The organism is Phormidium tenue FACHB-1050 (assembly GCF_014696925.1).
In the GTDB taxonomy this organism is placed as follows: domain Bacteria; phylum Cyanobacteriota; class Cyanobacteriia; order Pseudanabaenales; family Pseudanabaenaceae; genus Pseudanabaena.
On the sequence record NZ_JACJQY010000053.1, the window covers coordinates 1 to 12115 of the forward strand.

A 12115-nucleotide genomic window follows, 5' to 3' on the forward strand; every position below is an offset into this window, starting at 1 on the left:
GACAGCACCGCCCCTTCATGCACTATCCCTAACTTGCCATAGCGATCCAAAGCTTCATAATAATTTTTGATCGGCTTGTGCGATGGCTTGAGGCTGAGACTGGGCATATGGGCTATATGAAGTTTTTATGCAATAACACTACTATAGACTGTGTAAGAAAATAAATGTGATCTCTTTGGCAAGTCCTATTAGTGACTGGGCGATCGGCAGGTTGGGTCAGTGCTTTGGTGAATTATTTACCTATTGAAGGCGCGATCACGGAGAATTCAAGCTTACTTGGTTGGTGGCAATGGATTGTTATAATTTTAATGACACCTTTCTACTACTCCCAAATGCTATGTCAACCATCACTATTCATCAACTAGAACCAGACATTGCCCAACAGCTAGAACAACGCGCCGCCCAACATGGGCGCACCATTGAGCTTGAAATTAAAGCAATTCTCAAAAGCGTATTAGCACCCAAAAAGCCAAGCAATATTGACCTCGCTACCGCCATTAATAGACGCTTTGCAGACTTTGGAGACTTTGAAATCCCCGAAATTCCTAGAGAACCCATGCGTCCCTTACCAACATTCGATCTATGAAGATTGTTCTTGATACCAACGTCCTGTCAGAACTGATGAAACCCCAAGGTTCACAAACCGTCAAATCTTGGGTTGCTGCTCAGCCTAGAGAAAACCTAAACCCTTGGGACTATTGAGCGATCGCGGGTGTATTTGGGTTTTGATTTAGGCGATCGCTATACTAAAAAATGTTAGATCCTTCGATCAACTGCTCAACATCAGAAGGAAAATCACCCTTCTCAACCATTTTCCAAAAAACCCTATAACAATCATTCTTCCCACCCTCATTCCTTGGATATCCCAACCAAACAATCACAATCAATTTTCCATCCATTGACCTCTATCAATCTATCTCAACTCCCTCAGTAAGCGCCGAAATTCTAGCATCCATTTCACTTAGATAAGAGACTAGATTCAAAGGATTTTTCTTCGCATCATTCCACAAAAAATCAAGAAAACTTTTTATATTTTTTCTGCTCATACTGCGACTTACAATTTATTGCTGCTAGCCTATTCGTATCATAACACCATGCCACTATCCCCCCTAAATCAAAGCACCTTATCAAATATTCGCCTCATTGCTTCTGATGTGGATGGCACTCTTACCCACAATGGAAAATTCTCCTCTGATTTCATCTCAACTCTTCTCGATTTACAATCAGCAGGAATCAAAGTCCTATTGGTGACAGGTCGCTCGGCAGGTTGGGTCAGTGCTTTGGTGAATTATTTACCTGTGGCAGGGGCGATCGCAGAAAATGGTGGCTTATTTTTGCTTCCTAATGGTCAACAAGATTTACTCTCTTCTATTCCCAATATATCTAGACATCGCATTCTTCTAGAAAATGCTTTCCATCAAATCAAACAGCTATTTCCAAATCTTCAGACTTCCACCGATAACCAGTTCCGTATTACCGATTGGACTTTTGATGTCAATGATTTATCAACTGATGATATTCAAGCCATCTCTTCGCAATGTCAGCAAATGGGTTGGAGTTTCACGTACAGCAATGTCCAATGTCATATCAAACCACCGCACCAAGATAAAGCAACTGGCTTAGATGCTGTACTCAAAAATCATTTTCCTGAACTCAATTCGCAGCAAGTCCTAACCATTGGCGATAGCCCCAATGATGAGGCGATGTTTAATCCTGCAAAATTTCCCGTTTCGGTCGGTGTAGCCAATGTTCGTCACTATCAAGACAAGATGCTGCATTTACCTAAATACATGACTCATGCCTCTGAGTTTGCTGGCTTCCAAGAGTTAGCCCAGCTATTACTCAAAAATAGTGTCTTAGATGACAGAATGTAAGCGCGACAAACCTATTCAGACTGATATCTATGAAATTTTGATCTTTTTTTGATCTTTTATAGATCAGATCTAGAGCGATCGCTGTATGCTTAAATTGCAGTTTTTTATCTACAGGAGATTACTTAGTTAGTTTTCCCCTTCAAACACAAAAAAGCCAGTGACTGCGAACTCACTAGCTTTCTTGTAAACCCGAAGGTTTTTAAATTTAATATCCGAAAATGGACAGATGTTGCTTTGGACGGCAATTTTGTTCAGTGCTTTCTTATATCTTAACGCAAGATATAAGTTTAGCAATAGTTTTTGCTGCGAATTTTTAAAGTTTTTTGCAAAAGCCAATAATTGATTATTGAACTGAATTCAAAAAGTCTGTCTGTTTTCTGATTGAAGTCGCTACAAACCTTACAATCAGGACAATCTAGATGTTTTTAATTTTGCAATCCTTGCAGGAACAGATCTTTGTTGAGATCTTCTTTAGCAAGCTCATGGGAGGTCAAAAATAATGATCTCCCTAAATAACCAGTATTCTTCCCGAAAGTTTTCACCAACTAAATCAAATAATCCTTGCCCGATCTGCGATGACATCACAGGAAAATGTCGAATTGCTTCGGATAATCAAGATTTTGTCCTCTGCATGACCCATCCCAGTGATGCAGATCTCACAGATTGGAAATATCTTGGCGAAACTAATGGCAGTTACTTTGCGGGTAAGTATGTCCGCAAGCGTCCTGAGTCAGAGTCGGATCGCCAAGAGCGTCGTGACAGAAATTTAAAACTGCGAATAGCTCAACAAAAGGCAAAGCGAGATGGTTTGGCGAAGTTGCCTGATGCTACTCAACGCGATCGCCTTTATCAAAATTATTTGCAGAAACTTGATTTAAACAGTTTAGATAAGGCTGACTTAGAAAGTCGTGGCTTATCTGAGCTAGAAATCAAATATTTAGGTGCTAAATCAACTAATTCTGGCTATATCCTGCCAATTAAGAATCCTAATGGCAAAATCCTCGGTTTTCAAATCCGTCTGCGTGATGCTACATCAGGACGCTATCGTTGGCATAAACCTTTTGGGATCTCGGCGCAACAACAAAATGGTGAGTTGCCCCTCGCTTTTCATGGTGATATTCAGGTTGATTGTCAGCGTGTGGTCTTGGTTGAAGGGACAGGAGTTAAGCCCTATCTTGCTGCTAAGTTACGTGGTTGTGTAGCGATTGGCGCTTCGGGCGGTCAGTTTGTCGCTAGTAAAGAAACTTTACAAAGTTACTTTGACGTGATTGGGGCAAAGCCTGAGTTGACTCGTTTGGAATATGCGATCGATGCAGGTGATATTGCTAATCCATCTGTAATGCGCCGCCATGAGAAAAATCTCAATTTTTTAGCTGACCTTGACTATGCTATTGAAGTTCTCTGGTGGGGTCAGGTTGCTAAAACTGATGATGATATTGATGAATTATCTAGTGAAATAGATATTCGGCTTTTGACGGTTGAGCAGTTTTGTCAGATCGCTAATTATCAGCCTAAGCCTAAGTTTTCACCTTTCCAATGGTTGAAAGATAAGCTTTTTCCCAAGAAAGCAGCTAATGGTTTTACTAATAAGTCTGACAAACCAAGGAGATCGCCTCAACCCACATTACCTAAATTTGTATATGAGGCTGAGGCAAGGATTAAAACTTGGCGTGATTCGCTATTAACGAATAAACATATTCTTGATGCTTCGGCGACGGGTACGGGCAAAAGTTACGATGCGGGGCGGTTGCGTCCTGAGCTATTTGATGGTGTTGAGCGGATCATCTATATATCTAATGATTCGCGCAATGTCACCACAGCAACTTTGCAGGATTGGGAGATTTTACCTGCGCGTCACAACGGACTAACTAATAAATCTGGTAAGTTACGCCGTGCTAAGTTAGGTGAAACTCTTCATGCTCAGGCGAATTGCTCTAGAACTGGAGCGATCGCTGCTTTACGCGATAAGGCAATTACTGATACTAAGGTCATTTGTGAGACTTGTCCTTTGCTGAATGCTTGCCGTGGCAGTTCAGGTGATGGGTTTGGGTTTCGACATCAAAGGGCGATCGCTTTTAATTCTAAAATCTTGCGATCTCATCCTGCGAGTTTGCCTAGTCCCACTGAGTTTGATTATTCAAAAACTTTGCTGGTATGGGAAGAGGTTTCAGAAAGTTTGACGACGATGCGCCAGATTTCCGTTGGTCGAGAGGATGTGGATCAGGCGATCGCTTTGCTAACTCGTTCTCATCTTGACCATAAGCAGCAAATTATTGATGTGCTGAATAAATTGCATGGGTTATTGGCTTATAAGTCTTACCACGGGATTGATTTTCATGGGATTAAATCGGCTATTCCTGATGTTATTGATACGACTTTGCTGGCTGAATTACTTAAACCAGATCTATCGATTCTCGATACGGTTGATGGCATTGCGGATTCTGAGTTTGAGAATGCTAGGGGCAAGGATAAGCGCGAGTTGGCTAAGTTTCATGCTTTGCTGAAACGAGAAACTACTTTCCATGCTGATGATATTAGGCAAAAGATTGATCGTGAGGTTTTAAAGCAATGGCTGGTTGAGTTTTTGGATATTCTCTCTGGAGCTATTTCCCACGGTGATTTGCATATTCAATATGAAAAGTTAACTGTTTCTCTAGATGACTCTCGCTTACGGGATATCGCCCACAGATCAGCAGCTAATCTTTATCTGGATGCTACGGTTGATGTGACTGATCTGCAAATGCGTCTCGATGCTCCTGTCCATACCATTAAGCAATCAGGTGAGTTGGTTATGCCGCAGATTTTTCAGGTGCATAATCTGGGGCGTTTAGGGATGCAGCGTCGTGAGGAGAAGACAGCTAAAGTTCAAGCGATTATTGCTCATCTTACTGAGCTTGATCCTTCGACTAGAGTGATTGATTTTAAAAAGTTTGCTAATTCTGAGGCTCATGGCTTTTGGTTCCGTGATTCCCGTGGCTCCAATGATTTCAAAGCGGCGAAAACTTTTGTGATTGTTGGGACTCCTTGTGCCAATATTGCGATGCTTCGTGCTGATTATGTGGCGATGACGGGGTTACATCCAATGGATAAGGATGCTGATTTTGCGGCGTTTGTTGATCGCCATATTTTGGCTACTGTCCAGCAGTGTTTTGGCAGAAAGGCAGGCGATCGCTTTCAGGATGGGGACAAGATTTATTTCTTGTCGGATTTTGATCTGGGTGATATTCCCCATACTCTGATTAAGTCTGGTGATATCACTGCGGAGGCGATGTCTAATTTGGAGCTTTTACAATTTAGGGTGGCTCAGGTGATTAATTCTGTTGCGGATGGTGGTTTTGATTTGCTCAATGCGTCAGAACGCCATTTATGTCAGTATTTCGGGATTAAGCGCGGGATGCTGCGTTACCATTTTGATTGGATCAAACTGTTATTAGATTCTCTATATAACCAATTGATCCATAGTTTTAATGAAAATATGCTTTCTCTTACCGACTCTCAGGATTTTGAAATAGTTGATCTTTGGGTTGGTACAACTGAGTTGTTTTTAGCTGAAGAGATCCCGATAAAGGAGACTTTGGCTGGAATATTTGAATTTTTTGCGGAACATATTCCGCTTTATCTACATAGTCATGTTATCTCAAGGCTTTCTGATAATGCTCGTCATAAGTTGTTCTCAACTTTGGCTGTGTTGGCGTTCTAGCTGACTATAGTTGAACTCACCTTAAGACTCTAAATCTAGCCAGATATTCTTCCCCATAACGTGAGGCAATTGAATTACTGACTGGTGAGATGTTAGATGCGTCAAAACTAGCTGAGAATAAATCTAGGATTTCCTCAAGAGTCGTTCCAAACGGTGGTCCATCAGGTCGATTGTGCGCCCAGAATAAGGCAATCAATTCTCCAGTTGGTTTTAAAATTGAACGCACCATTTTTACATAATCGGAGCGTTGTTCGGGACGGATCGCGCAGAAGCAAGTATGTTCGATCGCATAGTCGAAACTGGCTGGAAATTCTTGGGGCAATGCAAAAATATCTCTTTGCAGAAATTGTATTGATATTCCCATTGTTTGGCTTAGCTTTTGCCCAAGGGCGATCGCGCTAGGTGCAAAGTCAAAACCAATCGTATCAAAGCCATGCTTGGCAAATAAAATCGCATCATGTCCTTGACCGCAGCCTACCACGGCTGTCTTTCCTGCGATCGGTGCTTTGGTTGAGGCTAATAAACTAGCAAATGGAGGAGCTGCCATGCCGATATCCCACTTGGCTGTATCTTCTTGATAGCGCTGTTCCCAGTATTCTGGATTGGTTGTTAGCATAAAGTCTAATGAAATAAAATTGTGAATGGGTGAGTTATGAAACTGTTATCAGACTGGGGCATTACTAGTGACTGGTGGCGAGGGTTACGTGGTGAATATTGGGTGATTGCTCAAGGTGTTTTATTGTTCTGCTTCGCAATTTTACCGAATGAGCAACCCAGTTTTATTAATATAGATTCACCTGTTTGGAATTACTCAAGTTTAGGGCTAACTGTTGTTTTTGGTGTTGGGGCAATGATTTTGTTGGGGCGATCACTTTTCGATCTAGGTCAAAATCTGACTCCATTACCGCACCCTAGAGATGAGGGTCAGTTAGTGCAAACGGGGATCTATAGTGTGGTGCGACATCCTTTATATAGTGGTGTTATTTTTCTTGCCTTTACCTATGCTAGTTGGCAAATAAGTTGGGTACATTTTTTAGGTGCGATCGCTCTATTCATTTTCTTTGATGCTAAAGCGAGAAAAGAGGAAGTGTGGCTTACAGACAAATTTCCTGCATATTCCACCTATTGTACTTCTGTAAAAAAGCTAATTCCTTGGATTTATTAGCTTACGACAGTTATAGTAATCATTGCTGCTGAACTTGCCCAATCTACTGTCTTATTCAATAGTTTATTGGTTAGCAACTGTTGGACGATCGCAATTTCGTCATCGGTGAGAAACTTGGTTAGATGGCTGGCATAGGATGGCTTTGTTTGAGATTTGCTAAACCAACGGTTTAACAAAGCCGTAGAAATTTGCATTGGCGTAGTAATGCGTTCTACTTCTATTTCAACAGCTAAACCCACTTTCTCAAAAGCCGATCGCAAATCATCAATATCCCAATTTGTCATCGAGTCATCAGGATTGGCATAGATTGCTTCTTCCGCTTGTATCCAGCGATCGCCAAATTCATCAGGTAAATCGAGCAATCGATAAATTCGCTGTGTGTGTTTGGGAATTGATTCATAGAGAGCAATTTTGCCGTGAGGTTGCAAGAGATTTGCTAATTGCTCTATGCAAGCTAATTTGTCAGGTTCTCGCATCAGTGTGTTATAGCCAATAATCGCTTCAAACTTCATAGAGGCGATCGCTTCAGGAAGTTCTATGAAAGAACCATGCATAACAATTGGGCGCAAAAGTTCGGGCAAACTTGCTGCTTGTTCTTGCAAAGCGATCGCTTCTGATTTTTGATAAGTTATTGCATAGACTCCGCCTTCTGGAACCGATCGCAACGCTTCCCATGTGAATAATCCTGTGGCTGCATTTAGGTTGAGAACTACATCATGACGTTGCAGCGATAACTTGGAGAATAGGCGATCGCGTATTGTTGCTAATCTTTCACCCGCCTGTCCGATGGTGCGTTGTAACCAGCGATCGCTTTTGGTATCAGTTGGGCTAAAGGTAAGAATTTCAGGCAATTCTACGACTACACCGCTTACCATTGCGGCTAATTGAGCTTCACGGCGACGTTCTACTTGCAACTTAACCTTGGCTTCTGCGCCTTGATCTGATGGTTGATAGAATACCTGTCCTTGTAAGCTGCTGGGTAAATATTGCTGCTCGATCCAATGGTCGCGATAGGCGTGGGGATAGAGATAGCCAGCCCCATGACCGAATCCTTTTTTATCACGATTACCATCTTTGAGAGGATTAGGAACATCGGATTGACGTTCCTGCTCTACGGCGGCGATCGCGTCGAAGAAGCCCATGAGACTATTGGATTTGGGAGCATTGGCTAGATAGAGCGTGGCTTGGGCTAAATGATAGCGTCCTTCAGGCAACCCAATGCGGTCAAAGGCTTCAGCGCAAGCATTCACCACCACCACAGCTTGCGGGTCAGCAAGTCCGATATCTTCACTCGCCAAAATCAGTAATCGTCGCAAAATAAAACGGGAATCTTCTCCTGCATAGACCATTTTAGCTAGCCAATAGAGAGCCGCATCAGGGTCGGAACCACGCACGCTTTTGATGAAGGCGCTAATTGTATCGAAGTGAGCATCGCCTTCTTTGTCGTAGAGAACGGCTCTTTGTTGAATGGATTCTTCGGCGACGGATAGAGTAATGGCGATCGCCCCATCTTCATCTGGTTCTGTTGTTTCTACTGCTAGTTCTAAGGCATTCAGCAGCGATCGCGCATCACCGTTGGCGACATTGGCTAAATGGGTGATCGCTTTTTCGGTCACATTTACGTTGAGGTTGCCGTAACCTCTTTGGCGATCGCTAATTGCTTGTTCTAATACGCGCCGCAAATCTGCTTCGGTTAAGGGCTTTAATTGGAATAATCGCGATCGGCTGACTAAGGCTTTATTCACTTCAAAGAAGGGATTCTCAGTAGTTGCGCCGATAAGAATGATTGTGCCGTTCTCTACCCAAGGCAGTAATGCGTCCTGTTGGGATTTGTTGAAGCGATGCACTTCATCGACAAAGAGGATCGTGCGTTGATTGTGATAGCCGCGTTGAGTTTGAGCGGTTTCGATCGCTTCTCTGATTTCTTTTACACCTGCGAGAACGGCATTGATGGCGATGAAGTGGGCGTTGGTGGTGTTGGCGATAATTCTTGCTAGGGTGGTTTTGCCTGTCCCTGGGGGGCCATAAAAGATGAGGGATGATAGGCGATCTGCTTGGATGGCGCGGCGGAGCAGTCTTCCTTGTCCGAGGATATGTTCTTGTCCGATAAATTCATCAAGGTTGCGCGGACGTAGGCGATCTGCAAGCGGGGCTTCTGATGCGGTGATTTGCTGTCGGTGGTTCTCGAATAGGTTCAAGATTTTTGCTTAACCATTTGTAATTTCTAAGATAGACTCAATTTCTGCCAGCTTTTGCTGAAAAAGTGTGCGTAGATCTGTTAGCTGTTGTGGATCTATATTGGCGATATTTTCCTTAGATAATTTCTCGACGCTACGTTGTATTGCTGTAATTTCCTTTGAAGGACTATGCTCTGACTTAATGTATTTAGCCTTAATTTGAGCAATAAGTTCTCTAGTCTTGGCTACATTTAAATCCTGTGATAGTACCTGCTCAGTCGCTTTGATCCGTTCTTTCGATGCTATTTTTTCTGAAGTTTCTAAGGTCTTAGCGGATAGGACAGAGAGTGCTAAAGCATGAGCGCCCTTGAGTCCACGTTCCCTAATTGCTTGTTTTAAGTCATTAGGCAAGGACAGCATCGGCATCAGATTTGCTTTTACTGATGTTGGATTGAGCGCTAAACCTAGCAACACTAACAGTAATTTTTCTTCAGCTTCATTCACGCCTAAACTTTGAAGTCCTGAGATCTGCTCTTCGGTAGTGGCGGTGACAAGACTTGTTAGTTGACTTGTTTGTTTTTGTCTTTCTAAACGTTTTAATACAGTTGCCAGAACTGTCAATATCTCCTCTGTTCCCATGCTGGTAACGTCAGCAACTTCTTTAAAGATTGCTTCGGCTTTGTCAAGAGGATTAAGATCCTCATGGTGAATAAATGTCAATAACGCTTTGCGATGTAAGTCATTGGGCATGATGGCGATGACCGATCGCAATGTTTGCCATCCTAAGATTTTGGCTGCTTCCCAACGGCGTTGACCATCTAATAGGAGATAGTTGTCATCTTGAGGAATCACAATTAATGGGGTGATTTGTCCGTCTTTTTCGAGACTTCTAGCAATGATTAGGATACTTTCATTGGTAATAGTCTGACGCGGTTGATGAGGATTTGCTTGAATCTTGCTTACCTCAATATCTTTTTCCCCCGACTGTTCTTGTAGCTGAGATCTGAGGGTTTCAATTTGCTGTTCGAGAACAGGAGACTGAGAAGATCGCAGCTTTTCTACTTCGGCTTGTAGTTCAGAAATACGTTGTGCTTGATCTGTCGCTTGGATTGCGCCAGTAAATCTTTGTGAAATTGATGGAATCTTTCCCATTGTGATGTTTCCTGTTTGAATTTATGTGTTCTAACATGGTCGGCACTTTGCGCCGCCCATCCTAACCTTTTAATAATTTAATGATGTCTTTGGTGATCGCTTGAAAATCGCTGCAAGCAGGATGATTTGGTCGATATTTTTGTAATGGCAACCCATTAGCGCTACAGTTTTTGAATTCCGATGAATCACGGATATGGGGATAGAGTTTGATCCTTAATTGTTCAGTTATTTCTGGCAACTGTTGTAAATATTGTCGATGGATTGCACGGCTACTGTCATAAAGGCTCGGTACTAGTCCAAGTATCTGTGGAGAAGGATCGAGTTTGAGATCATCTGTGATGGCGATCGCCCATTCGACTAAATCCGCAACTCCAGATATGGACTTCATTTCTAGCTGGATCGGTACAAGCAAGCCTGTACTTGCCGCGATCGCATTTTCGCAAATTATGCCCATTGTGGCGGGGCAGTCCAAGATCACCACATCGTGACGGAGGGGATGACTTTTTAAGCGATCGGCGAGAGCATATTCGCCTCGGCGACGAATCACCAAATCATCGGCTAGTCTTGCCATGCTGGGATGCCCTTGACAGACTTCGATGTTAGGAAGATCCCATGCAGGAACCAATGTCCAATCACCTGTAAATTCTTTAGACAAAGCGCCAACTATTGATGTTTCTGGGGTTGCGGGTGGGAGTCCACAGAAAACATCCAAAGCACGTTGAGGATCAAGATCGATTAATGCAACAGATATTTTATGCTTGCTCAATTCATAGGCGAGGTGGACAGCGAGAGTTGATTTCCCCACTCCGCCTGCATTTGCAACGATTCCAATGATGATTTGTTTTTTGCTCATGTCATTGCCAGCGATGTCGTATTTTAATATACGACATAAAGCCCAAAAAAGTTATGGCGCACGCTTCGCGTGCGCCATAACTTTTTTTGGTGTTTGATGCTAGATTGGCAGTGATAGTATGTCGTATTTTAAAATACGACATACTAAGATTTTCTTTGCTGCTAATTTTTGGATGTGCTTAACCATGCAAAATATCTATGAACTACCTCAAGAGCTAAATCATCTAGAAAAATTTGAACAAATTGTTTCTGGTAAAAATATCCAGATTGAGCGCATCATTTCCACGGGACAAACTACTCGCTCTGGACAATGGTATGACCAAACTACCGATGAATGGGTGATTTTACTTCAAGGTGAAGCCGAGCTTTCCTATTCAGATGATTCGAGAATAAAACTAAAAGCTGGAGATTATCTGCTCATTCCCGCCCATACAAAACATCGTGTTGAATATACTAGTGTCGAGCCAGCCTGTATTTGGCTTGCCGTGCATGGACAACTTTCCCCTTAGTTAATCCAAAGCTCTTTTGAATCATAAAAATTCCCTCGTTGCTCAAGTTTAAAATCACCCAAAAGTAAACCTAGCCAAATTTCTATGATGGGTAAAGACAGAGCTGCTTGTAAATCCATCAAGCGAATAGGCGAAGAACTATTAGCAATGCAATGCGCGATCGCCTTAATCCAACTTGAAACATCTTCAGCATGAGCAGTACTAATCGCCCGTTCAAATTCCTCCTCCATACTAAGCAAATTTTCTTGCTCTAAAGATTGAATCAAAACCTCCTTATCAATTTCGCCAACTATCGAATTACCATGTTTCGTTGGTTCAGAAATCTTCCTAGGTAAACTCTGCAAAGGCTCAATAAACTGGTCAAAATCCACCACCATCGACTGACGCACATAACGATCAAAAGCATCATCAGACATGATCGGCTCACCATTAGCTGCACGAGAATGTAACTCTTCAAATAAAAAGTTAGAGCGATCGCAAAACAAATCAGCAATCTGACTTACCGCTTCTCCTGCAATTCTCAACTGCGATCGCGTATCAAGATCTACCAGAGTCAAATCTAAAAGCTGAAACACCATTGGCAAATTTGCATCTTCAGGAGTCAGTCTTGCTGTAGAAAGGACATCCCATAAATCCAACTCAAGCTGTTTAACTTTCATAGCTTTTCCAGAAATTCTGTGGTGAGT

11 protein-coding genes are annotated in these 12115 nt (G+C 42.5%); 5 read left to right on the forward strand and 6 right to left on the reverse strand.

All coding sequences use genetic code 11. From position 1 onward, the window contains the following. Positions 1 to 337 precede the first annotated feature (337 nt). Positions 338 to 586: a FitA-like ribbon-helix-helix domain-containing protein gene (locus H6G05_RS21855; RefSeq protein ID WP_190581521.1), complete on the forward strand. Its 249-nt coding sequence runs from the start codon at positions 338 to 340 to the stop codon at positions 584 to 586. Positions 587 to 746: 160 nt separating this feature from the next. On the opposite strand, the gene H6G05_RS26080 is transcribed toward H6G05_RS21855, so the two are convergent. Continuing rightward, positions 747 to 899 carry a type II toxin-antitoxin system YhaV family toxin gene (locus H6G05_RS26080; protein WP_190581523.1) on the reverse strand — a complete coding sequence of 51 codons (153 nt, stop codon included), beginning with the start codon at positions 897 to 899 and terminating at the stop codon, positions 747 to 749. 195 nt (positions 900 to 1094) lie between these two features. Here H6G05_RS26080 and H6G05_RS21865 point away from each other — a divergent pair, with 195 nt between their 5' ends. Together H6G05_RS21865 and H6G05_RS21870 are read left to right on the forward strand one after the other, a co-directional pair. After that, positions 1095 to 1874, forward strand: coding sequence for an HAD family hydrolase (locus H6G05_RS21865; RefSeq protein ID WP_190581525.1), 780 nt, complete (start codon positions 1095 to 1097; stop codon positions 1872 to 1874). Positions 1875 to 2373: 499 nt separating this feature from the next. After that, a complete protein-coding gene (locus H6G05_RS21870; protein ID WP_190581527.1) occupies positions 2374 to 5574 on the forward strand; it encodes a hypothetical protein in 3201 nt (1066 codons plus the stop codon). 16 nt (positions 5575 to 5590) lie between these two features. Here H6G05_RS21870 and H6G05_RS21875 read toward each other — a convergent pair whose 3' ends face one another. Further along, a complete protein-coding gene (locus H6G05_RS21875; protein ID WP_190581529.1) occupies positions 5591 to 6190 on the reverse strand; it encodes a methyltransferase domain-containing protein in 600 nt (199 codons plus the stop codon). Positions 6191 to 6226: 36 nt separating this feature from the next. Here H6G05_RS21875 and H6G05_RS21880 point away from each other — a divergent pair, with 36 nt between their 5' ends. Beyond that, positions 6227 to 6739: a methyltransferase family protein gene (locus H6G05_RS21880; protein ID WP_190581531.1), complete on the forward strand. Its 513-nt coding sequence runs from the start codon at positions 6227 to 6229 to the stop codon at positions 6737 to 6739. Here the strand turns inward: H6G05_RS21880 and H6G05_RS21885 are convergent. The 3 genes from H6G05_RS21885 to H6G05_RS21895 all read right to left on the reverse strand — a co-directional run bounded on the left by H6G05_RS21885 (position 6736) and on the right by H6G05_RS21895 (position 10921). Further along, positions 6736 to 8937, reverse strand: coding sequence for an AAA family ATPase (locus H6G05_RS21885; protein ID WP_190581533.1), 2202 nt, complete (start codon positions 8935 to 8937; stop codon positions 6736 to 6738). The two genes, H6G05_RS21880 and H6G05_RS21885, sit on opposite strands and share 4 nt — an antisense overlap. 9 nt (positions 8938 to 8946) lie before the next feature. Further along, positions 8947 to 10068 carry a ParB/RepB/Spo0J family partition protein gene (locus tag H6G05_RS21890; protein ID WP_190581535.1) on the reverse strand — a complete coding sequence of 374 codons (1122 nt, stop codon included), beginning with the start codon at positions 10066 to 10068 and terminating at the stop codon, positions 8947 to 8949. 61 nt (positions 10069 to 10129) lie between these two features. Next, entirely contained in the window at positions 10130 to 10921 is a 792-nt protein-coding gene (locus H6G05_RS21895) for a ParA family protein (RefSeq protein ID WP_190581537.1), read from the reverse strand. Positions 10922 to 11105: 184 nt separating this feature from the next. Between H6G05_RS21895 and H6G05_RS21900 the strand changes: the two genes are divergently transcribed. After that, positions 11106 to 11429 carry a cupin domain-containing protein gene (locus H6G05_RS21900; protein WP_190581540.1) on the forward strand — a complete coding sequence of 108 codons (324 nt, stop codon included), beginning with the start codon at positions 11106 to 11108 and terminating at the stop codon, positions 11427 to 11429. Here H6G05_RS21900 and H6G05_RS21905 read toward each other — a convergent pair. Then, entirely contained in the window at positions 11426 to 12088 is a 663-nt protein-coding gene (locus H6G05_RS21905) for a hypothetical protein (protein WP_190581542.1), read from the reverse strand. The two genes, H6G05_RS21900 and H6G05_RS21905, sit on opposite strands and share 4 nt — an antisense overlap. Positions 12089 to 12115: the final 27 nt, after the last annotated feature.

Bases quoted from the DNA above. Each gene is read 5' to 3' on its own strand.
- H6G05_RS21895 (WP_190581537.1), bottom strand. From the start codon at position 10,921: ATGAGCAAAAAACAAATCATCATTGGAATCGTTGCAAATGCAGGCGGA.
- H6G05_RS21865 (WP_190581525.1), top strand. From the start codon at position 1,095: ATGCCACTATCCCCCCTAAATCAAAGCACCTTATCAAATATTCGCCTC.
- H6G05_RS21905 (WP_190581542.1), bottom strand. From the start codon at position 12,088: ATGAAAGTTAAACAGCTTGAGTTGGATTTATGGGATGTCCTTTCTACA.
- H6G05_RS21880 (WP_190581531.1), top strand. From the start codon at position 6,227: ATGAAACTGTTATCAGACTGGGGCATTACTAGTGACTGGTGGCGAGGG.
- H6G05_RS21870 (WP_190581527.1), top strand. From the start codon at position 2,374: ATGATCTCCCTAAATAACCAGTATTCTTCCCGAAAGTTTTCACCAACT.
- H6G05_RS21900 (WP_190581540.1), top strand. From the start codon at position 11,106: ATGCAAAATATCTATGAACTACCTCAAGAGCTAAATCATCTAGAAAAA.
- H6G05_RS26080 (WP_190581523.1), bottom strand. From the start codon at position 899: ATGGATGGAAAATTGATTGTGATTGTTTGGTTGGGATATCCAAGGAAT.
- H6G05_RS21875 (WP_190581529.1), bottom strand. From the start codon at position 6,190: ATGCTAACAACCAATCCAGAATACTGGGAACAGCGCTATCAAGAAGAT.
- H6G05_RS21890 (WP_190581535.1), bottom strand. From the start codon at position 10,068: ATGGGAAAGATTCCATCAATTTCACAAAGATTTACTGGCGCAATCCAA.
- H6G05_RS21855 (WP_190581521.1), top strand. From the start codon at position 338: ATGTCAACCATCACTATTCATCAACTAGAACCAGACATTGCCCAACAG.